At 74.8% G+C, this 22,064-nt stretch carries 17 protein-coding genes; 10 read left to right on the top strand and 7 right to left on the bottom strand.

Going from position 1 to position 22,064, the window contains the following annotated elements; translation table 11 throughout:
* Nucleotides 1-59: 59 nt before the first annotated feature.
* The 7 genes from NP075_RS17690 (at nt 60) to NP075_RS17660 (ending at nt 10,897) form a co-directional block, all read left to right on the top strand.
* Entirely contained in the window at nt 60-1,376 is a 1,317-nt protein-coding gene (locus NP075_RS17690) for an ABC transporter substrate-binding protein (RefSeq protein WP_227563410.1), read from the top strand.
* Nucleotides 1,377-1,462: 86 nt separating this feature from the next.
* Nucleotides 1,463-3,214 (top strand): glycoside hydrolase family 35 protein, encoded by a 1,752-nt coding sequence (locus tag NP075_RS17685; RefSeq protein ID WP_227563408.1) that lies wholly within the window; start codon nt 1,463-1,465, stop codon nt 3,212-3,214.
* Between the two features lie 49 nt (nt 3,215-3,263).
* Nucleotides 3,264-7,097, top strand: a complete 3,834-nt coding sequence (locus NP075_RS17680) for a glycoside hydrolase (RefSeq protein ID WP_227563407.1) — start codon at nt 3,264-3,266, stop codon at nt 7,095-7,097.
* 287 nt (nt 7,098-7,384) lie between these two features.
* Nucleotides 7,385-8,389: a Bug family tripartite tricarboxylate transporter substrate binding protein gene (locus NP075_RS17675; RefSeq protein WP_227563406.1), complete on the top strand. Its 1,005-nt coding sequence runs from the start codon at nt 7,385-7,387 to the stop codon at nt 8,387-8,389.
* Nucleotides 8,386-8,970 carry a tripartite tricarboxylate transporter TctB family protein gene (locus NP075_RS17670; RefSeq protein ID WP_227563405.1) on the top strand — a complete coding sequence of 195 codons (585 nt, stop codon included), beginning with the start codon at nt 8,386-8,388 and terminating at the stop codon, nt 8,968-8,970. Before NP075_RS17675 ends, NP075_RS17670 begins: the two co-directional genes overlap by 4 nt.
* On the top strand, nt 8,970-10,496 hold the full coding sequence (locus NP075_RS17665; protein ID WP_227563404.1) for a tripartite tricarboxylate transporter permease: 1,527 nt from the start codon (nt 8,970-8,972) through the stop codon (nt 10,494-10,496). Before NP075_RS17670 ends, NP075_RS17665 begins: the two co-directional genes overlap by 1 nt.
* Nucleotides 10,493-10,897, top strand: a complete 405-nt coding sequence (locus tag NP075_RS17660; RefSeq protein WP_227563403.1) for a universal stress protein — start codon at nt 10,493-10,495, stop codon at nt 10,895-10,897. Before NP075_RS17665 ends, NP075_RS17660 begins: the two co-directional genes overlap by 4 nt.
* An 18-nt stretch (nt 10,898-10,915) precedes the next feature.
* On the opposite strand, the gene NP075_RS17655 is transcribed toward NP075_RS17660, so the two are convergent.
* Complete coding sequence (locus NP075_RS17655; protein WP_227563402.1) at nt 10,916-11,521, bottom strand: response regulator transcription factor; 606 nt, start codon at nt 11,519-11,521, stop codon at nt 10,916-10,918.
* On the bottom strand, nt 11,518-12,729 hold the full coding sequence (locus tag NP075_RS17650) for a sensor histidine kinase (RefSeq protein ID WP_227563401.1): 1,212 nt from the start codon (nt 12,727-12,729) through the stop codon (nt 11,518-11,520). The genes NP075_RS17655 and NP075_RS17650 overlap by 4 nt, the downstream gene beginning before the upstream one ends.
* 109 nt (nt 12,730-12,838) lie before the next feature.
* Between NP075_RS17650 and NP075_RS17645 the strand changes: the two genes are divergently transcribed.
* A complete protein-coding gene (locus NP075_RS17645; protein ID WP_227563400.1) occupies nt 12,839-13,711 on the top strand; it encodes a hypothetical protein in 873 nt (290 codons plus the stop codon).
* 64 nt (nt 13,712-13,775) lie between these two features.
* Here the strand turns inward: NP075_RS17645 and NP075_RS17640 are convergent, their stop codons facing one another.
* Both NP075_RS17640 and NP075_RS17635 read right to left on the bottom strand, forming a co-directional pair.
* Nucleotides 13,776-14,435: a response regulator gene (locus tag NP075_RS17640; protein ID WP_207339719.1), complete on the bottom strand. Its 660-nt coding sequence runs from the start codon at nt 14,433-14,435 to the stop codon at nt 13,776-13,778.
* Entirely contained in the window at nt 14,423-15,730 is a 1,308-nt protein-coding gene (locus NP075_RS17635; RefSeq protein WP_227563399.1) for a sensor histidine kinase, read from the bottom strand. The genes NP075_RS17640 and NP075_RS17635 overlap by 13 nt, the downstream gene beginning before the upstream one ends.
* Before the next feature lie 168 nt (nt 15,731-15,898).
* Here NP075_RS17635 and NP075_RS17630 point away from each other — a divergent pair, with 168 nt between their 5' ends.
* A complete protein-coding gene (locus NP075_RS17630) occupies nt 15,899-16,195 on the top strand; it encodes a hypothetical protein (protein ID WP_227563398.1) in 297 nt (98 codons plus the stop codon).
* Nucleotides 16,196-16,286: 91 nt separating this feature from the next.
* Nucleotides 16,287-17,246 carry an LLM class flavin-dependent oxidoreductase gene (locus NP075_RS17625; RefSeq protein WP_227563397.1) on the top strand — a complete coding sequence of 320 codons (960 nt, stop codon included), beginning with the start codon at nt 16,287-16,289 and terminating at the stop codon, nt 17,244-17,246.
* A gap of 34 nt (nt 17,247-17,280) precedes the next feature.
* Here NP075_RS17625 and NP075_RS17620 read toward each other — a convergent pair whose 3' ends face one another.
* The 3 genes from NP075_RS17620 to NP075_RS17610 form a co-directional block, all read right to left on the bottom strand.
* Nucleotides 17,281-18,105: an SCO4651 family lipoprotein gene (locus NP075_RS17620; RefSeq protein ID WP_227563396.1), complete on the bottom strand. Its 825-nt coding sequence runs from the start codon at nt 18,103-18,105 to the stop codon at nt 17,281-17,283.
* A gap of 193 nt (nt 18,106-18,298) precedes the next feature.
* Nucleotides 18,299-19,603, bottom strand: a complete 1,305-nt coding sequence (locus NP075_RS17615) for a glycosyltransferase (protein WP_227563395.1) — start codon at nt 19,601-19,603, stop codon at nt 18,299-18,301.
* A gap of 139 nt (nt 19,604-19,742) precedes the next feature.
* A complete protein-coding gene (locus NP075_RS17610; protein WP_227563394.1) occupies nt 19,743-21,977 on the bottom strand; it encodes a glycoside hydrolase domain-containing protein in 2,235 nt (744 codons plus the stop codon).
* Between the last annotated feature and the right edge of the window lie 87 nt (nt 21,978-22,064).

Below are 22,064 nucleotides of genomic sequence, written 5' to 3'. Positions count from 1 at the left end.
CGCACCACCCCCCGCGCCCACCCGGCGTTCCCAGCACGACGACGTGAGAGGACACCCTCATGACCCGCACCACCCGCCGCGCCGCAGTCCGCGGCGCCGCCCTGGTCGGCGCGCTCGCGCTGACGCTCGCCGCCTGCAGCAGCGGCGGCGACGACGACGCGGCCCCGGACGCCGCCGCCGAGGAGGGCGGTGAGCTCCTGGTCTGGGCGTGGGACCCGACGGTCGAGCCCATCGCCGACGCCTACATGGAGGCGAACCCCGACGTGACGATCGAGCTCGTCAACGCCGGCACGGGCAACGACCAGTACACGGCCCTGCAGAACGCGATCGGTGCCGGGTCGGGCATCCCCGACCTGGCGCAGATCGAGTACTACGCGCTCCCGCAGTTCGCGATCGGCGAGTCCCTGGCCGACATCACCGAGCTCGGCGCCGGTGACCTCGAGGGCACCTACACGCCCGGCCCGTGGTCGGCCGTCAACCAGGGCGAGGGCATCTACGGCCTGCCGCTCGACTCCGGCCCGATGGCGATGTTCTACAACGCCGAGCTCTTCACGCAGCACGGCATCGAGGTGCCGACGACGTGGGAGCAGTACGTGGCTGCCGCGACCGCGCTGCACGCCGCCGACCCGAACGCGTACATCACGGCCGACACCGGCGACGCCGGCTTCGCGACCTCGATGATCTGGCAGGCCGGCGGCCGCCCGTTCGAGGTCGACGGCACCACCGTGACGATCGACCTGGCCGACGAGGGCAGCGCGAGGTTCGCGACGCTGTGGCAGCAGCTCGTCACCGACGACCTGGTCGCGCCGATCAGCGCGTGGAGCGACGAGTGGTACCAGGGCCTCGGCAACGGCACCATCGCCACGCTCGTCACCGGCGCGTGGATGCCGGGCAACTTCGAGTCCGGCGTGGCCGAGGGTGCGGGCAAGTGGCGCGTCGCCCCCATGCCGCAGTGGACCGAGGGCGAGTCGGTCTCCGCCGAGAACGGCGGCTCCGCGATGTCCGTCATGGAGGCATCGGAGAACAAGGCCCTCGCGTACGACTTCCTGGAGTTCGCGTCGTCCGGTGACGGCGTCGCGCTGCGCCTCGAGGGTGGCGGCTTCCCGGCCACGGTCGCGGACCTGGAGTCGGAGGAGTACCTGGCGCAGGAGTCGGAGTACTTCGGTGGCCAGAAGATCAACGAGGTGCTCGCGCAGGCGGCGGGCGACGTCGCCGAGGGCTGGCAGTACCTGCCCTTCCAGGTGTACGCGAACAGCGTCTTCAACGACACGGTCGGCCAGGCGTACGTCTCCGGGACGACGCTGACCGAGGGCCTCGCCGCCTGGCAGGACCAGCTCGTCACCTACGGCAACGACCAGGGCTTCACGGTCGACTGAGCACGGCCGCCGTGCCGCACGCCCGACGCACGGGCGTGCGGCCCGGCCCGTCGTGGCACCCGCACGTCCCCGAGGAGAGCTCTGCCATGCCCACGTTCGAGATCGGCGAGCAGGACTTCCTGCTCGACGGCCGCCCCCACCAGGTGCTGTCCGGCGCGCTGCACTACTTCCGCGTCCACCCCGACCTGTGGGCCGACAGGATCCGGTCCGCGCGGCTCATGGGGCTCAACACGATCGAGACGTACGTCGCGTGGAACGTGCACGCACCGGCGCCCGACGTGTTCGACACGAGCGGCCCGCGCGACCTCGGCCGGTTCCTCGACCTCGTCGCCGCCGAGGGGATGCACGCGATCGTGCGGCCCGGGCCGTACATCTGCGCCGAGTGGGACAACGGCGGGTTCCCCGCCTGGCTGTTCCGCCTGCCCGGAGTCGGCGTGCGCCGCAACGAGCCGACGTACATGGCCGCCGTGCAGCGGTACCTGGAGCAGGTCCTGCCGATCGTCGCCGCGCGTCAGGTCACGCGCGGCGGCCCGGTGATCGCGGTGCAGGTCGAGAACGAGTACGGCGCGTACGGCGACGACCAGGACTACCTGCGTGCGCTCGTCGCGATCAACCGCGCCCAGGGCATCGACGTGCCGCTGCTGACCTGCGACCAGGCCGACGACGCCATGCTCGGGCGCGGCGGCCTGCCCGAGCTGCACCGCACCGCGACGTTCGGGTCGCGCACCCCCGAGCGCCTCGAGGTGCTGCGCCGCCACCAGCCCACCGGGCCGCTCATGTGCATGGAGTTCTGGTGCGGCTGGTTCGACCACTGGGGCGCGCACCACCACACGACCGACCCCGCCGCGTCGGCCGGCGACCTCGACGCGCTGCTCGCCGCCGGCGGGTCCGTCAACGTCTACATGTTCCACGGCGGCACCAACGCCGGGTTCACCAACGGCGCCAACGACAAGGGCGTCTACCAGCCGACCGTGACGTCGTACGACTACGACGCCCCGCTCGCGGAGGACGGCACCCGCACCGCCAAGTACGACGCCTTCCGCGAGGTGCTCGGCAGGTACGTGGACCTGCCCGGCGACACCGCCCCGGCGCGTCGGCCCGCGCCGACCGCCACGCTCGACGCCGGGCGCCGCACCGTCGGGCTGTGGTCGCTCGTCGACGGCCTGGACGGCTGGGTCGACGCGCACCACGTGCCGACGCACGAGCAGGTCGGGGCGTCGAGCGGGTTCGTCCTGCACCGCACCCACGTCGACCTGGCGGCCCCCGCGGTCCTCGCGTTCACCGAGGTCCGCGACCGCGCCCAGGTGTTCCTCGACGGCCGCCCCGTCGGCGTCGTCGACCGGTCCGAGCGCGCGACGTCCCTCACGCTGCCGGCCGGGACCGGGCGGCTCGACGTGCTCGTCGAGGACCAGGGCCGCGTCAACTACGGGCCCCGCATCGGCGAGGCCAAGGGCCTGATCGGCCCCGCGACGCTCGGCGGGCGCGAGCTGACCGGGTGGCGCGTGCTGCCGCTGGACGTCGACGCGCTCGCGTCGTCGCCCGCGCTCGACGCGGCACCGGCCACGGGCCCCGTCGCCGGACCGTCGTTCAGCGTCTGGGAGACCGACCTGCCGCGGGCCGACCTGTTCGTGTCCACGCGCGGCTGGGGCAAGGGCGTCGTGTGGGTCAACGGCACGTCGCTCGGCCGGTACTGGTCGAAGGGCCCCCAGACCACCCTGTACGTCCCCGCCCCGGTCGTGACCGGGCGCGGCGACCACGTCGTCGTCCTCGAGCTGCTCGGCGGAGCGGCCGCGCTCGAGCTCGTCGACGCACCGGACCTCGGGCACACCGAGTTCTGAGCACCACCGCACCACCGCAGGAGCACCCCACCTCAGAGAAGAGGACAGGATGACGACGACGTCACGTCGCACGACAGCGGGAGCCGCCGTGCTCGCGCTGACGGCCGGGCTCATGGCAGCCCCGGCCGTCGCCTCACCCGCCGCGGCGGCCCCCGCCACGGCGACCACCGTGACCCCGAACCCCTGGTACGCGGGGGAGACGTTCCAGGGTTGGGGCACCTCGCTCGTCTGGTTCGCGAACGCGACCGGCGGCTACCCGGCCGACGTCCGCCAGGACCTGTACGACAAGCTGTTCACGGCCGACGGCCTGGACCTCAACATCGCCCGGTACAACATCGGCGGCGGGCACGCGTCCGACGTCGAGGACTACCTGCGCCCCGGCGGCGCGGTGCCGGGCTGGTGGCAGGCCGACGCGACCGGCGACCTGTACGGCGCCCCGACGACGCACGAGAACGCCGCCGCGGTGCGCGAGGCGTTCGACCCGGCGGACGACCGGTACTACGACCTCGACGCCGACGCGGGCCAGCGGTGGTGGGTCGAGCAGCTCGCGGCCGACGAGCAGATCACGCACTGGGAGACGTTCGCCAACTCCGCGCCGTGGTTCATGACGGAGAACGGGTACGTGTCCGGCGGGTTCGACGCGACCACGGAGCAGCTGCGGCCCGACTCCGTCGACGCCTTCGCGCAGTACCTGGCGCGCGTCAGCGAGGCGCTCGAGGACGCGCACGGCATCGAGGTCGCGACGATCGACCCGCTCAACGAGCCGAACACCAACTACTGGGGCACGACGCTCGACGAGGACGGCGTCCCGGTCGGCGGCCGGCAGGAGGGCATGCACGTCGGCCCCGCCCGGCAGGCGGACCTCATCGACGCGCTCGCGGGCCGCCTGCGCGCCGAGGGCTCGACGACGGACGCCGTCGTGTCCGCGATGGACGAGACCAACCCCGGCACGTTCGTCCGCAACTGGAACGCGTACGACGCGCAGACGCGCGCGAACGTCGACCAGCTCAACGTGCACACGTACGGCACGGGCGGCCGCGTGACGGTCCGCGACCTGGCCAAGGTGGCGGACACCCCGCTGTGGATGAGCGAGGTCGAGGGCAACTGGGTCAACGGCTGGAACCCGGCGAGCATCGCCAACGGCCTGGGCATCGCCGGCCGCATCCAGGACGACCTGCGCGAGCTGGAGCCCGAGGCGTGGGTCTTCTGGCAGCCGGTCGAGGACCTCTACAACATGGAGATGCCGAAGCCGCAGGGCGAGGACCTCAACTGGGGCGGCGTCTTCATCGACCTCGACTGCCGGTGGTACGGCGAGGGCGAGGACCGGGTCTTCGCGTCCGAGCGGCGCGTCGAGGACGCGGACGGCGACCTGTCGCAGGTCGAGCCGTGCGGCGTCGTCACCAACACCAAGTACGACACCACGCGCAACTTCACGCACTTCGTCCGGCCGGGCGACCGCCTCATCGGCACGGACTCCACCACCACGACGGCGGCCCTCAAGGCCGACGGCACGTCGACCGTGCTCGTGCACACCAACGCGACGGCCGAGCCGGTCGAGCTCACGGTCGACCTGCGCCACTTCGGCACCATCGCGCCGGGAGCGACGGCGACGCCGTACGTGACGACGGAGTCGCCGGCGGACGAGCCGAGCCGCAACGCGCTCGTCGAGGGCGACGCCGTGGCGGTCGACGCCGCGGCGAGGACGGTGACGCTCACGCTGCCGGCCAGGTCCGTGACGTCGATCGAGCTGTCCGGCGTCAGCGGCGTGGCCGCGGACGCGGCCGCGATCGCCGATGGTGCGACGTACCAGCTCACCGGCGTGCAGAGCGGCAAGGCCCTCACGGCCGCGGCCGACGCCGCCACGGCGACGACCATCACGACGCCGGCCACGACGGCCGACGCCGCACGCACCCAGGTGTGGACCGCGCACGAGGTGCCCGCGACCGGGCGCCTCGACCGCACCAAGCGCGTCGTCCTGACCGACGCCGACGGCCGCGTGCTCGGGGCGACGGCCGCGGGGACCGACCTGCGGGCGGTGGACGTCGAGGCGGCGAAGGCCGACCCGGCGACGCGCTGGATCGTGTCGTCCGCCGACACGCTCACGTTCGCGCTGGTCAACGAGGGCATCGGGCAGGCGCTCGAGGTCGGCGGGCAGTCGACCGAGGAGAACGCCGGCGTCGGGGTCTGGACCTCCGGCGGGGGCGCGCACCAGCGCTGGTACCCGCGGGACACCCGCGCGACCGGCGTCCTGCCCGTCGCCCTGAGCACGACGGTCGGCGCCGTGCCCACGCTGCCGGCCACCGTCGTGCCGACGTACCGCTGGGGCACCGGCGCGGCCGCCACGGTCGTGTGGGACGACGTCCCCGCGTCCGCGTGGGAGCAGCGCGGCCAGGTGACGGTGACCGGCACGGCGACGGACGTGTTCGGCACGTCGCTGCCCGCCACCGTGACCGTCGACGTCGGCGGCTACACGGTGACCGACCCGGTCTCCGTCACGACGTACGTGGGCTCCGGCCTCGCGCCGGTGCAGGCCGCCGCGCCGTCCGTCGTCCCCGCCCGCATCGGGGCGTCGACCGCGACGTTCGACGCACCCGTCACGTGGGACTGGTCGGGCGTCACCGACGCGTCGTTCGTCGACGAGGGCGTCGTGGCCGTGCCGGGCACCGCCGAGTCGAACGAGGCCGGCGCCGCGCCGGTCCCGGCGACGCTGCACGTCGTGGTGACCGCCCGCTCGTCGGCCAACGTCGCGACGGACCCGGTGACGACCGCCTCGGCGACCTTCACCGAGCCGGGCTACTCGATCGAGGGCACCCGCAACGGCGTGCGCACCGACAAGGCGTGGTCGAACTGGAAGTCGTCGGACAAGAACGTGTCCGACACGCTCACCTACACGTTCGCGACGCCGATCGAGCTCGCGGACGCCGCGGTGTACTTCTACCCCGACGGCACGAGCTGGGCGCAGGAGATCGCGGTCGAGGTCCTCGACGCCGACGGCGCGTGGACCCCGGTGGCGGACAGCCCGGTCACGGTGGACTCGCCGACCGACGGGTCCGCGCCCGTGGTGCCCGTCGACCTGCGCGGCGTCACGGCGCACGGTGTGCGCTTCGTCATGACCGCGCACGAGAACACGCACATGGTCGTGTCCGAGGTCGAGATCGGGGCCGTCGCACCCGCGGCGTCGTCGGTGGCCGACCTGGCCGCGCTGCGCACCGACGGCGTCGACGTGCCGGGCTTCGCCCCGGACGTCACGTCGTACGAGGTGACCAGCGCGGGGTCGGCGTGGCCGACGGTCGTCGCGGTGCCCGTCGACTCGGCGGCGCGGGTGGAGGTGACGCAGCCCTCGGAGGGGAACGGCGGCGTCGCCACCGTGCGCGTCACGTCGCCCGACGGCACGGTGACCACCGAGACGACCGTGCGCGTGGTGCGCCAGGCGGTCGTGCGGGGCGTGACGATCGGCGGGCTGGACGCCGACGGGGCAGCCGCCGTCCGGGGACGGCTCACCGCCGTCGTCGACGCCGACCCCGCCGACGCGCGGCTCACCTACCGGTGGGCGGTCGACGGCAAGCCCGTCCCCGGCGCGCACCGGGCGACGTTCACGCCGACCCGCAAGCACGTCGGCGGGGCGGTGACCGTGACGGTGACCGCCGCGGCGCGGGGCTTCGCGACGTCGACGGAGGTCACGTCGGCGCCGGCGACGGTCGTCGCGGACGTCGACCCGGGCGGGCCGGGCAAGCCGGGTCACCCCGGGAAGCCAGGGAAGCCGGGTGACCCGGGGAAGCCGGGGAAGCCGGGTGACCCCGGCAAGCCGGGCAAGCCGGGGAAGCCCGGGAAGCCTGGCAAGCTCGGCGGGCCGGTCGGGCCGGTCGGGCACGTCGGACGGTGACGTCCGCCGCCTGACACGCGACCCACCACCGGCACGGCCCCGGGGAGACGTCCTCCCCGGGGTCGTGCCGTGCGTCGTCCTCGCTGCCGCTGCTGGGACACCTGCTGCCACAGCTGCTGCAAGGTCCATGTGGCAGCAGATGTCGCGGTAGCCGGGCCGGAGCGGCGCCTCACGCGCGACCCACCGCCGTCGCGCGGTGCGCGACACCCCACCACCTCCACCCGCTCGACGTGCCGGTCCGTCCTCGAGGACGCAGGATCGACGCAGGTCACGAGGAGGTGTTCCGCATGGGTGGCGTCGTTGCCGGCCGGGTCCGGCCCACCGCACGCGCGGTCGTCGCTGCGGCGGTCGTCGCGGTGCTCGCGGTCAGCGGGTGCGGTGTCACCCGTGACGACGACGGGGGCGAGAACCGCCGCCTGCGGATGATGATCCCCAACGCCCCTGGTGGCGGGTACGACCAGACCGGCCGCGCCGCCACGCGCGTCATGGAGACGGCGGACCTCACGGGCCGGTTCGAGGTCAGCAACGTCAGCGGCGCGAGCGGGACGGTCGCCATGCAGCGGCTCGTCAACGAGCGCGGCGCCGAGGACCTGCTCATGACGATGGGGCTGGGCGTCGTCGGCGCGACGCACACCAACGGGTCCGACGCGCGCGTGAGCGGGGCGACGCCCATCGCGCAGCTCGTCGAGGAGCAGGAGGGCCTGCTGGTGCCGGCCGACTCCCCGTTCGAGACGGTCGAGGATCTCGTGGAGGCGTGGACGGCCGACCCCGGCAGCGTGCGGATCGGCGGCGGGTCGAGCCCCGGCGGGCCGGACCACCTGTTCCCCATGCAGCTCGCGGACGCCGTCGGCATCGACCCGACGGACGTCAGCTACATCAGCTACGACGGCGGCGGCCCGCTGACCACGGCGTTGCTCGGCAGCAAGATCGACGTCGGCACGTCGGGGCTCGCGGAGTTCGAGGGGCAGATCGCCGACGGGTCGCTGCGCGTGCTGGCGACGTCCGGCGAGGAGCGCCTCGAGGGCATCGACGCGCCCACGCTGCAGGAGTCCGGCATCGAGCTCGTCTTCACCAACTGGCGCGGCGTGCTCGCGCCGCCGGGCATCCCCGACGACGTCCGCGACGCGCACATCGCGCTGCTGGAGCAGATGCACGCGACCGATGAGTGGCGCGAGGCGCTGGAGACCAACGGCTGGGTCGACGCCTTCGTCACGGGCGACGAGTTCGAGGAGTTCCTCGTGGAGCAGGACGAGCGGGTGGCCACCACCCTCGACGAGCTGGGGCTGCCGTGAGCGCCGCCGACGCGGACCGGCCCGTGACCGCGCCCGCCGCCGGCCCCGCGCCGGACGGCGCCGCAGGCCCAGCGCCGGACGGCGCCGAGCGGCCGTCGCCGACCGTCGACCGCGCGCAGTACGGCCTGGCCGCCGTGCTCGCCGTCGTCGGCGTGTGGACCGTCGTCGACTCCGCGGGTCTCGGGCCGGGCTTCGCCGACCAGGTCGTGCAGCCCGCCGCGTTCGGGTACGTCATCGGCTCGGCACTCGTCGTGCTGGCGGTGCTGCTCGCCGTCGCGACGGCCCGCGGTGACCGTGCCGAGGGCGAGGCCGGTGAGGACGTCGACCTCGACCAGGGCACCGACTGGCGCACGCTCGCCGGGCTCGCCGGGGTCCTCGCCGCGACCGTCGCACTGCTGGACCTGCTCGGGTGGGCGATCGTCGGCGCGCTGCTGTTCGCGGGTGCCGCGACCGTGCTCGGCAACCGGCACTGGGTGCGCAACCTGCTGATCGGTGCGGTCATGTCGGTGGGGTCCTGGTACGGCTTCTACGTCGGGCTGGGCATCCCGATCCCGGCGGGCGTCCTGGACGGTGTCCTGTGATGGACGCGCTGCTCACGGGCCTGAGCCTGGCCCTGACCCCCGAGAACCTGCTGTACGCGGTGGTCGGCGTGCTGCTCGGCACGGCCGTCGGCGTGCTGCCCGGCATCGGCCCGGCCATGACCGTCGCGCTGCTGCTGCCCGTCACCTACAACGTCGAGCCCAGCGCGGCGCTCATCCTGTTCGCCGGCATCTACTACGGCGGCATGTACGGCGGGTCGACCACGTCGATCCTGCTGAACACGCCGGGGGAGTCGTCGTCGGTCATCACGGCCCTCGAGGGCAACAAGATGGCCAAGGCCGGGCGCGCGGCGCAGGCCCTGGCGACCGCCGCGATCGGGTCGTTCGTCGCCGGGACCATCGGCACGATCCTGCTGGTCGCGCTCGCGCCGACGGTCGCCGAGTGGGTCGTCGTCCTGGGCGCACCGTCGTACTTCGCGCTCATGGTGCTCGCGCTGATCGCCGTGACCACGGTGCTCGGGTCCTCGCGGCTGCGCGGCTTCATCGCGCTGGCGCTGGGGCTGACGATCGGGCTCGTCGGCACCGCGACCGGGCAGGCGCGCCTGACGTTCGGCAACCCGCTGCTCGCCGACGGCATCGACATCGTCGTCGTCGCCGTCGCGATCTTCGCCGTCGGGGAGGCGCTGTGGGTCGCGGCCCACCTGCGCCGCCGGCCGCTCGAGATCATCCCCGTGGGACGGCCGTGGATGGACCGCGCCGACTGGGGGCGGTCGTGGAAGCCGTGGCTGCGGGGCACCGCGTTCGGCTTCCCGTTCGGCGCGCTGCCCGCCGGCGGCGCCGAGATGCCGACGTTCCTGTCGTACGTCACCGAGCGCAGGCTCGCGGGCAAGCACCGCGACGAGTTCGGCAAGGGTGCCATCGAGGGCGTCGCCGGGCCCGAGGCCGCCAACAACGCCTCGGCCGCCGGCACGCTCGTCCCGCTGCTGGCCATCGGCCTGCCGACGACCGCGACGGCCGCCGTCATCCTCGCCGCGATGCAGGGCTACGGTCTGCAGCCCGGTCCGCAGCTGTTCGAGGCCGAGCCCGAGCTCGTGTGGACGCTGCTGGCCAGCCTGTTCGTCGCCAACACCCTCCTGCTGGTCATCAACCTGCCGCTCGCCCCGGTGTGGGCGCGGCTGCTGCGCATCCCGCGGCCGTACCTGTACGCGGGCATCCTGTTCTTCGCGGTGCTCGGCGCGTACTCCGTGAACTTCCAGTGGTTCGACGTCGCGCTGCTCTGCCTGTTCGGCGCCCTGGGGTTCGCGATGCGACGGTTCGGGCTGCCGGTGCTGCCGCTGATCGTCGGGGTGATCCTCGGGCCGCGCCTGGAGGAGCAGCTCGGCCAGGCGCTGCAGCTGTCCGGCGGGGACGTCGCGGCCCTGTGGAGCGAGCCCGTCGCGGTGGTCGTGTACGTCGTGATCGCGGTGCTGCTGCTCGGTCCGCTCGTGCTGCGGCTGATCCCGGGGCGCCAAGGACCGGAACGTCTGGCCGACCAGGTCGACGAGCTCGAGGAAGAGGTGAGGCGATGACCGTCGTCGTGGGCTGGACGCCCGACGCCCGGGGCCACGCGGCCCTCGTCCGTGGGGCGCGCGAGGCGCGACTGCGCAGCGAGGAGCTGCTGGTGGTGAACGCGACGACCGGCACCGCTGCCGTCGACGACCGGTACGCCGGCGCCGACGACGTCGCCGACGTCCGCACGCTGCTCGCCCTGCTGGACGTCGAGGCCGAGGTCCGCCAACCGGTCGTGCGCGACGTCCCCGACGCGCTGCTCGACGTCGCCGACGAGGTCGACGCGTCGATGCTCGTCATCGGCATCCGGCACCGGTCTCCGGTCGGCAAGTTCCTGCTCGGGTCCACCGCGCAGCGGATCCTGCTGGACGCGCGGTGCCCGGTGCTGGCGGTGAAGGCGGGGGAGCCGCCGGGGCGCTGACACGACGGCCCGGGCGGGCTAGAGCCAGCCGAACCGCTCGGCCGTCCGGACGGCCTCGGCGCGCGTGGCCGCACCGAGCTTGGTCTGCGCGGCGAGCAGGTAGTTGCGCACGGTGCCCGGCGCCAGGTGCGCGCGCCGGGCGATGACCGCAGCGGGCAGGTCGTACGACGCGAGGCGCAGCACCTCCAGCTCGCGCGCGCCGAGCGGGCACGCCGGAGCGCTCAGCGCGTCCGCCGCCAGGCCGGGGTCGACGTAGCGCTCGCCGGCGTGCACGGAGCGCACGACCCCGGCGAGGGTCGTGCCGGAGACGCCCTTGGTGACGAAGCCCCGGGCGCCGGACTCGAGCGCGCGGCGCAGGTGTCCCGGGCGGCCGCGGCCGGTGAGCACCACGACCCCGCAGGCCGGCAGCGCCCGGGTGATCTCCGCGGCGACGGCCACGCCGTCGAGGCCCGGCATCTCCAGGTCGACGACCGCGACGTCCGGGCGGTGCGCGAGCGCCGCGGCCACCGCGGCCGGCCCGTCGGCGGCCTGGGCGACGACGTCGAGGTCGTCCTCGAGCGCGAGCAGCGCGGCGACGGCGGAGCGGATCAGCTCCTCGTCGTCGGCCAGCAGGACGCGGATCACGGGCCGTCGCCTCCCGTCCTCGCGGGCGTACCGGCGGGCACGCTCGCCCGCAGCCAGAACTCGTCACCGCGCCGCTCGACCCGCAGCCGCCCGCCGGCGTCGGCGAGGCGCCCGGCCGCGCCGTCGAGCCCGGACCCGTGCGCGTCGGCGGGACGGGCGTCGACGCCGTCGTTGCGGACGGTGAGCGTCGCGTCCCCGCCTGGGGCGCCGTCGGTGCCGGCCTCCAGCCGTACCTCGACCCGGCACCACGTCGCGCGGCTGTGGCGCAGCACGTTCGTCACCGCCTCGCGCAGCACGGGTGCGAGGCGCGCCGCCGCGTCGGGCGGGACGTCGGCGGCCTGCCCGACGACCGTGCAGCGCACCCCCGCCGACTCCAGCACCTGCCGCACGGCCGTGACCTCCTCGTGCAGGTCGACCGAGCGGTAGGCGTGCACGGCCTGGCGGACCTCGCCGAGCGCCGTCGTCGCCAGCCGCTGGATCTGTGCCGCCTCGCCGCGCACGGCCGGGTCGCCCGGGGGCAGCCGTGCGACGAGCTCGGCCTTGAGCGCGATGACGGTCAGGCTGTGCCCGAGCAGGTCGTGCACGTCGCGCGCGAACCGCAGGCGCTCCTCGCCCGCGGCCAGGCGCGCGCGGGCGTCGCGGCCGGCGTCGGCGTCGAGCAGGAGCGCCCACATCCACACGGGTGCCCAGTTGACGGCCGCGACGGACAGGCCGATGCCGCCCGTCACGACGAGGGCCTGCACGGGCGACCCGCCCACCAGCCCGGCCACGACCACGCTGGCCGCGCTGCAGACCGACGCCACGACGACGACCCACCGCCACGTCACCAGCAGCGGCGCGACGCCCACGATCCCGGCGCCGACCCACGCCCACGTCGCCCACCGCCCGGCGGCGACCGGCGCGACCAGGGCGAGGGACGCCACGGAGGCGACGACGAGCGCGGCGATCCACGCCCGACGCGTGCGCGGCGGCGTCCACGGTGTCACGGCGCCGTGCACCGCACCGGCCGACGCGACCGCGAACGCCGCGATCCCGACCGCGCCGAGCGCGACCCACCGCGGTCGCTGCTCCTCGAGCAGGCCGGTGCCCGGCAGGACGAGGCTCGTGCACACGGTCGTCGCGAGCCACACCAGCACGAGCGCCCGCGCGCGACCCAGCCGGCGGTCGCGCGGGGCGGCCGCCCACGGCGACGACGTGACGGTGCTCACACGCGTGATGCTAGGGGCGCGGGGTGCACCACGGACCCGTGCGATCCGCACGGGATCGTGTGCACGGGCCACGGGCGCCGCGGGCATGCGCCGGCCGCAGCGTGGGGCCATGACAACCTCGACGCACACACCCCCGCAGCACCGCACCGCGACCGTCCCGGCACGCCCGCCCCACGGGCCCGTCGCGACCTTCGCCCGCCATCTCGGCGGCATGGCCGTGGCCATGCTGCTCGGGATGCTCCTGCTCCAGCCCGTGGTGGCGGCCCTGGCCGGCGCCGCGGGGTGGGACCTGTCCGCGGCCGGCCCGGAGGTCGCGGCCCTCGTCATGGCGACGACCATGACGCTCGGCATGGCCGTGTGGATGGTGCACCGCGGGCACGGCCCGCGTGCGGTCGGCGAGATGTCCGCCGCGATGGTCCTGCCGTTCGCCGTCGGTCTGGCGCCCTACTGGGCGGGGCTGGTGTCCGGCGCCGACGCCCTCGTCGTCGGGCACGCGCTCATGGCGCCCGCCATGGTCGGCGCGATGCTCCTGCGCCGGGACGAGTACACGGGCGGGCACGTCCACGGCCCGGCACGTACCGCGTGGGGCCGCGGGGTCGAGGTCGTCGCGCACCGCTGGCCGACGTTCCTGGCCCTCGGGCTCACGTTCGACTCGTGGGTCAGCCCTGGCATCCCGCCCGCGTGGACGCTCGCGGTGCTCGGCGCGGAGTACCTCGTCATCGGCGCGTTCCGGCGCGAGTTCCGGCGTGACCGGCTGCTCGCGGCCCACGTCGCCGGGTTCGTGGTCTACCTCGGGTTCGCCGCCGTCGCGGCGACCGCGCCGGCCGCGGTGGCCGGGCCCGTCGTCGCGGCCGCCTGGCTGCTGCACGTGGTCTGGGACGTCGCGCTGCAGCGCACCGGCCGGGTCACGTGGCGCTGGTTCGCCGAGGCCTGCATCGTCATCGACCTCGTCCTCGGGGTGACCGTGCTGCTGCATCTCTGAGCCTCGACCCCACGACCGACGACGGCCCGGACCCGCGCGGTCCGGGCCGTCGTCGCGCCCGAGGTCAGCCGCGGCGCTGGGCGTCCTCGAGGTACCGCAGCACGGCGGTGACGCGGCGGTCCGCCTCGTCGTCGGGCGGCAGGTCGAGCTTCGCGAAGATGCTGCGGATGTGCTTGTGGACGGCGCCCTCGGTGATGAACAGGCGGGTCGCGATCGCGGTGTTGCCCAGGCCCTCGGCCATGACCTCGAGCACCTCGCGCTCCCGTGGGCTCAGGCGGTCCAGGCGCGGGTCGGACCGCGTCCGCGTGAGCAGCTGGGCGACCACGTCGGGGTCGATGGCCGTGCCGCCGTCGGCCACGCGGTGCAGCGCGGCGAGGAACTCCTCGACGCGCCCGACACGCTCCTTGAGCAGGTAGCCCAGGCGCGCGCCGCCCTGCACCAGCAGGTCGGTGGCGAACGCCTGCTCGACGTACGCCGACAGCACCAGCACCGCCAGGTCCGGGTGGCGCCGGCGCGCCTCGACGGCCGCGCGGATGCCCTCGTCCGTGTGGGTCGGGGGCATCCGCACGTCGACGATCGCGACGTCGGGCTCGTGGCGCTCGACGGCCGCCAGCAGCTCGTCGGCGTCGGCGGCCGTGGCCACCACGTCCAGTCCCTCGGCCCGCAGCAGCAGGGCCAGGCCCTCGCGCAGCAGGGCGTCGTCCTCGCCGATCACGATCCGCACGGCAGGGTCACCTCCAGGGTCGTCGGCCCGCCGGGCGGGCTGGTCAGCAGCATCGTGCCGTCGTGCGCCTCGGCGCGGCGCCGGATGCCGGCGAGGCCGGATCCGGCGGTCTCGTCCGCGCCGCCCGCGCCGTCGTCGGTGACGGCGACGCGGAGCCGGCCCGCGACCATCCCGACGTCCACCGTGACGGCGGTCGCACGGGCGTGCCGGGCCGCGTTCGTCAGCGCCTCGGCGACCACGAAGTACGCGGTGGCCTCCACCGACGCGGCGCACCGCACGGGCAGGTCGACGCGCAGCGCGCACGGCACGAGGCTGGACGACGCGAGCCCGGTCAGCGCGTCGGCCAGGCTCCGGTCGGTGAGGACCGGCGGCAGGATGTGGCGCGCGACGGACCGCAGCTCGGCCAGCGCCTCCTCCGCGGCGCTGTGCGCGCGCTCCAGCAGCTCCTCGGCGCGGGCCGGGTCCCGGGCGACGGCCCGGCGCGCGGCCCCCAGCAGCACGGTCACCGCGACCAGGCGGTTCTGTGTGCCGTCGTGCAGGGACCGCTCGATGCGCCGCAGCTCGGCCACGTGGGCGTCGAGCGCGCCGGCGCGGGTGGCGGTGAGCTGCGCGACGCGCAGCGCCAGGTCGGCGCCCGGCGGGGGCGCCAGCAGCGCACGTCCCGGCCACGACTGCAGCCGGGACAGCGGCGGCAGCACGACGACGGCGAGCACGAGCCACCCGACACCGAGCAGGAAGGCCAGGAACGCGGTGGGCCACGACGTGACCGGCACGTACATCAGGTCGGTCGACGCGACCTGCTCGGGGAAGACGCGCCACCACAGGGGCACGGTCACGTCCCGGACGGCCGAGAACGGCAGCGTCATCGCCACCAGGCCCAGCAGGACGCCGACGGTCCCGTGCAGGAGCGTCCACGCCAGCTCGCGGTGCACGTCCGGGTCCGTGAGCTGGGCGCGCAGGCCGTCGGGCAGCGGACCCGGGCCGGCGACGGGCGCGCCGGTGTGCGACAGGCGCGTGCGCTCGCGGTCCGCGACCGCGCGGACGGCGCGCAGCACCCCGGGCGCGAGCAGGAACCCCACGCCGACCACGCACAGCAGGGCCGTCAGCGCCAGGGCCAGCAGCGACATCAGCGCGAGCAGCCCGGTGCCCAGGCCGCCGACGACGTGCTCGAGCGCGTCGAGGGTGCGCGCGGCCCGGCTGCGCGCACGCGGCGGCACGGGTGCGGCGTCGCGGGCGGGGACGCGGGCCTGCGTCGGGTGGGGCGGGGCGGTGCGGGCCCCGGGGTCGGCCGTCATGGCACCTCCTCGACCGCGACCCTAGGGCACCCCCGGCGTGCTGCGGGGCCGGGCGGGCAGGAAGTACAGCCTGCTGCACCTCGGTTGGGTGGCGGGCTGGATCGTGGCGGCAGGGGGCCGGTCCGTAGCGTCGTCAGCATCATCCCGACACACCCCAGGAGCCCCACGATGACCGGTCCCGACGCCTTCACCGACACCGTCTTCACCGACACCGTCTTCACCGACGCCCGCGTCACCGACGCCGACACCGTCCCCGCCACCGCGCCGACCACGCCGGCGGCCGACCCCGCCGCCGCCCTCGGGCGTCCGCTGCGCGTCGTGCTGTGGGCCCTGCTGCTGGTCGCCGTGGTCGGCAACATGGTCACCTCGACCGCCGGCTGGATCGCCGTGAGCATCCCGCTCGGCCTGCTCGTGGTGGGTCTGGTCGGGGCGCTCGTGGTCGAGCACCGCCGGATGGGGCCGTGAGCGGGCGGTCAGGGTCGCGGTGGTCGCCGCCGTCGCGCGGAGCGCGGTCCGGCCGAGCGACCCGGCGGCGCGACGCGCGAGGATGGCCCGCATGACGACGACGTCCCTCGGGGTGCTCCTGCCACGTGACCTGCCCGCCGACCGTGTGCTCGAGCACGCCCGCCGTGCCGAGGCCCTCGGCTTCGACGAGCTGTGGGTGGTGGAGGACCTGGGCTTCCGCGGCGGTGCCGCGCAGGCGGCGGCCGTGCTCGCGGCCACCGAGCGCATCGGTGTCGGCATCGGCATCCTGCCCGCCGCCGCACGGGACGTCGCGTTCGCGGCGATGGACGCGGCGACCCTCGCGCGGATGTTCCCCGGTCGCATGACCTTCGGCGTCGGTCACGGCATGCCGGACTGGATGCGGTCGGTGGGCCGGTGGCCCGCGCGTCCGCTCACGTACCTCGAGGAGTACACCGTCGCGCTGCGGGCGCTGCTGCGCGGGGAGACGGTGACGACCGCGCCGGGCGCGGCGGTCGTGCTCGACGGGGTGGCGCTCGACCCGTCGTCGGTGCCGGACGTCGTGCCCGACGTGCTGCTGGGCGTGCGCGGCCCCCGGTCCCTGGCCGCGGCGGGACGCGTCGCCGACGGGGTGGTGCTGGCCGAGCCCTGCGCGCCCGCGTACGTGCGCGCGGCGGTCGAGCAGGTCGCGGCGCCCGCCCCGCCTCGCGTCGTCACGTACGACGTCGCTGCCGTCGACGACGACGAGGCACGCGCGCTCGACCGCGCCCGCCCCGGACTGGCGTGGATCGGCGAGCCCGACTGGGCGCCGCACGTCGCGCCGCTGCCGTTCGCCGACGAGCTGGCGGCCCTGCGCGCCGGCTGCGCGTCCCCCGACGAGTTCGCGGCCGCCCTGCCCGACGCGTGGGTGCGCGAGCTCTCGCTCGCCGGGACCCCCACCGGGGTGCGCGAGCGGATCGCCGCACGCGGGGAGGCCGGCGCTACCACCTGCGTGCTCTTCCCGACCGGTCCCGACCCGGTCGCGGCGCTCGAGGACCTGGCCCGCGTGCTGTGACGGGTCCGGCCACGCGGGCCAGGTCCCGCCGGCCTCAGCCGGCGAACGGGTTCTCGGTCGAGATCTCCTCGGCCGTCGGCGCCTGTACGGGCGCCGCGGCGCCCCAGTTGGTGAACGACATCGTGGACTGGATGCCCATGATGTCGAAGGTCACCTTGCGGACGAGGCCGTCGTCCCCCACCTGGTAGGCGTACGAGAGCGTCGCGGGCACCTCCGTGCCCGGCGGCAGGTCGGCCTCGAGCGCCGCCATCTCCTCCGGCATCTTCGACGGGTCGACCACGACGTCGTACGTCTGCAGCTCGACACCGTCGACGACCTCGGGCTCACCGACCGGCGTGACGCTGACGATGGCGGCCTCCTGGCCCTCGAGCCCCATGGTGGGGTCGACCTCCTCCATGGCCTCCGCGAACCCCTGGCTGAGCGGGTTGGACGTGTCGGAGGGGTCGACCTCGACGAACTTGCCACCCGTGAGCTCACCCAGGCTGACGTACGTCATGCCACCGGTCGAGCGGATGCTCATGCCCGGCATCTCCGGCATGTTCATGTTCAGGGCGAGCGACGGCGCGTCACCCCCGAGGTGCACCGAGCCGTCCATGCCGGCGACCTGGCCCTCGCTCGTCATCTCCATCACGAAGTCGTAGCTCGAGGCCGCCACCTGCGCGTCGACGATCGTGCGGATGAAGTTGTCCGCCGTGAGCGTCGTGGACGCGGGCTCGGGGGTGGGGCTCTCCTCGGCCGCGGCGGACGCCGACGGGGTCGGCGTGGTGTCCGACGCGCCGGTCGATCCTCCGCACGCCGTCAGGGCGCACAGCAGGACGACGGCGGCGGGTGCGGTGATGGCACGGCGGAACGGCGACACAGGAGACCTCCGGAGCGGTCGTGGGGCGAGCCGGCCGGCTCGCGGCTCCTGCACGACCAGGCAAGATCGTGGCACGCGGCGGTGTCCGGTGTGCCCCGTTTGTGGACAAAGTCCGCGGCCGGACGTGTGCGGGTCCCGACACCCCCGGCGGGCGGCCTGCCACCCGGGCCCGCGTGCAGGGTCCGGCCGGCGGCTACGCCAGCGCAGGCGCCCAGGTCACCGACGCGACCCGCTCCAGGATCCGGTCGAGCACCACCCCGCGGTCGAACCGCAGCGCGTACTCCCGCGCCCGCTCGGCCCACGCGGCCCGCTCCGCGCGGTCCATCGCCAGCACGTCGTCGATCGCGGCGGCGATGGCGTCGGGGTCGTCGACCGGGACGATGATCGCGGTGTCGCCGACGGCCTCGCCGATCCCGCCGGTGACGGTCGTGATGACGGGCCCGCCGCCGGACAGCATCTTCTCGACCAGCGCGATGCCGAACGTCTCGATGAACTCCGGGCGCGGCTTGGACGGCAGCACGAAGGCCGTGCAGCCGGCCATGAGGTGGCCCTTCTCGTCGTCGGGGACGTCGTCGAGGAAGGTGATGAGGTCGGCCACGGGGGTGCGCGCGGCGTGCGCGCGCAGCTCGGCGGCCTGCGGCCCGTTGCCGGCGATCACCAGGCGGCGGCCCGCGGCGGGCGCACCGGAGCGCACGTAGCCGTCGATGAGGTCGTCGACGCCCTTGGCGTGCGCGAGGCGGGACAGGAACAGCACGTACCCGTCGCGCGTCAGGCCGCGGTCGGCCAGCACGCGGTCGGTCTCGTCCTCGTCGCGGGCCAGGTACGCGCCCACGTCGATCGCGGGGTAGGAGACGTTGATGCGCTCGCGGCACTGGTCGGCGAAGCGCGTGCCGTGCCGGGCGTCGATCGCGGTGGCCTCGGTGACGACGAGGTCGCGGGTGTACTGCGACACCGCGAGGACCACGTCGTGCGACAGGTACTGCGCGAGCACGTGCGCGGCGGCACCGAACTGGTCGTTCTCGACGCACGCGCGCACGACGTTCGTCACGTCGGACCCGACCGCCTCGGCGATCGTCACGACGTCCACGGGCAGGCCCGTGCGGCGGGCGACCGCGACGGCGTCGGCGATGGCCGTGGCGTGGGGGGACAGGTACAGCGACATGGCGACGGTCGGGACGGCGTCGGTGAACAGCTCGACGAGGCGGCCCGTCAGGCCGGCCAGGTAGCGGCCGTCGGGCACCTTGTAGTCGCCGATGGGCGCGGGCCGCTCGACGACGATGCCCGGGGAGTACGGCGTCACGCTGTCCAGCGGCTTGAGGGGCAGGCCCGCCTGCTGCAGCCGGTCGATCGGCCACGTCACGATGCGGACGTCGTCGAACCCGCGGTGCAGCGCGGCCTCGGCGAGGTTGCGGGCCTCGCCCGAGTGACCGCAGATCACCGGGTCGGCGCGCACGACGATGACCAGGCGGCGGTCGGGGCGGGCGGCGGTGAGGTCCACGGCGTCGTCCTCTCGGTCGGTCGGGGCGGGATCGCCCGGTCGGGGAAGCGGGGGTGTGACTGGATTGCTCTCTCGCGGGGAGGGCTGGGGGTGGGGCTGGAACGACCTCTCGCGGTGAGGGGGCGATCCGGCCCTCGCCTCAAGGGAGGGTGAGGCGGGGGAGGGGGACGTCGACGTGCGGCGCCGGGGCGCTGGGTGGTCGGTGACGCGTGCCCCAGGCCGACGGTTCCGGGCCGAGGCCGATGAGCAGGCGACCGCCGGCGTGCAGCTCGCCGCCGGTGAGGAACGGGCGGTCCAGCGGGACGCCGTCCAGGTGGACGGACTGCACGTGCTGCGGAGGCCCCCCGGGTTCGGGCTCGACGAAGCCGGTCGTCTCGACCGTCAGCGGCCGCCCGCCCACGTCGATGCGGGCCTCGCGCCACGCGGGCGTGTTGAGCAGGTACAGGTTCTGCCCCGCGACGGGGAACAGCCCCAGGCTCGCCCACACGTACCAGGACGACAGGCCGCCGGAGTCGTCGTTGCCGGGCAGCCCGCCGCGGCCGGTGCCGAACTGCTGCTGCACGGCGTCGTGGACCACCTGCGCCGTGCGGTCGGGTCGCCCGGCGTACATGTACGCCCAGGGCGCCTCCATGTCCGGCTCGTTGTTGAGGCCCTCGAAGCGGTTCAGCGCGTACCCCGCGGCCATCTCCGTGACGTCGGGGTGCAGCCCTGGCTGCTTGACGGGGTCGGCGCCGAAGCCGAAGAACCGGTCGAGCATCGTCGTGAACGCGTCGTCGCCGCCGGCCAGCGCGATCCGCGACGCCATGTCGTGCATGAGGCGGAACGAGTAGTTCCAGCGCCCGCCCTCGTAGTACGTCGAGTCGACCAGCAGCCCGGTGTCGGGGTCGTACGCGTTGCGCCACCGCGCGGCCAGGGGGCCGAACTGGTCGACGAGCGCCAGGTCCCCGACCCGCCCGGCGACGATCGCCGTGCACCAGTACCCGAACGCGAGGTCGAGGGTGTGGCTGACGGGGTGCGTGCGGCCGTGCAGCAGGAACTCCTCGCCGTACGTGCGACGCAGGTCGTCGTGCATGTGCACCAGGGCCCAGTCCCAGTCGACCCCCGGCAGACCCAGCGCGCACAGGTCCGCGAGGAACGTGTGCGCGAGCGCCGACGCCTGCCGGCTGAACCGGTCCGCGCCGCGGGCCATGCGGTAGCCGATGGGCAGGTTGCCCTCCTCCTCGGCGATCTGCAGCAACGCGTTGGCGAGCTCGACGGACCGCTCGGGGAACAGCGCCGTCATCAGCGGCAGGTGCGTGCGGTAGATGTCCCACATCGTCGACAGGTCGAACGCGAACGGGCCGGGCGTCGGCCAGAAGGGCGACTCGTCGGGCGCGAGGCACGGCTTGACCAGCGAGTGGTAGAGCGCGGTGCCGAAGACGGTCGCCTTGTCCGGTGACGGGGTGTCCACCTGCATCTTGCCGAGGTGCTCGCGCCACACGCTCTGCGTCGTGGCGCGTCGCCGCTCGAACGAGCGCCGCGGGTCCGGCCCGCACTCGCGCTCCAGGTTCTGGGTCGCCTGCTCGACGCCGCGCAGCGAGAAGCCGAACCGCAGCTCGACGACCTGCCCCGGCTCCGTCGGCCCGGCCCACATGAGGCCGAACGGCCGCAGCGTCGTGGGGCGGATGCGGTCGAAGTCGAGGCGCGTGCCGCCGGGCATGAGGCGCCGGTCGTACCAGAGCATCTGCCGCCACTGCTGCGCGTCGCACTCGACGCGCACGGCCAGCGGCGCGCCCTCGACGACGATCTCGCCCTCCGCGCACCCGGGGCTGACGGACCCCAGGTGGGCCCGCAGCGGGATCGTCCGGCCGTACGGGATGTCGAGCCCGCCGAGCGAGAAGTCGATGACCAGGCGCGCGTCGTGGTGCGCGGGGAACGTGTACCGGTGCACGGCCGACTTGGGGCCCACGGTGATCTCAACGCGGATCCCGGAGGACAGCGTCGCCGCGTAGTAGCCCGGCTGCGCCTCCTCGTCGACGATCTCCCACGTCCGGCCCAGGTCGTCGAGCGGGCTGATCATGGGGGTGACGCGGAAGTAGTTGTAGTACTTGCGGATCGCGCCCGTCCCGGACTGCTGGAAGTGCGTGAACCCGCTGGCCACGAGCCGGTCGTGCAGCACCGGCGGCAGGCCCTCCGTCGACAGGTCGTAGCGCCCGTACCCCGTCGGGTACGCCCCGGAGTACGCGCACGCCGACACCATGCCGAACGGGTACGTCGCCCCCGGGTGCGTGTTGCCGACCTGCGGCTTGGGCGACCACCACGTGGCCGCCAGGCCGCTGGGCGCGGGCAGGTCCGTGGCGTCGGTGCCGATGAACGGGTCGACGTGGTCGAACATCCCGGCCTCCTGCCCTCGCGTGCGTTGCGTCCTGCGCCTGTCGGCACGGCCTGTCGGGCGGCCTCGTGAGCCGGGTGGACCCAGCGT

The organism is Cellulomonas wangsupingiae (assembly GCF_024508275.1).
Classification (GTDB): Bacteria; Actinomycetota; Actinomycetes; order Actinomycetales; family Cellulomonadaceae; genus Cellulomonas; species Cellulomonas wangsupingiae.
Note: the sequence above shows the minus strand (reverse complement) of the source record. Positions and strands in the feature narration are given on the sequence as shown.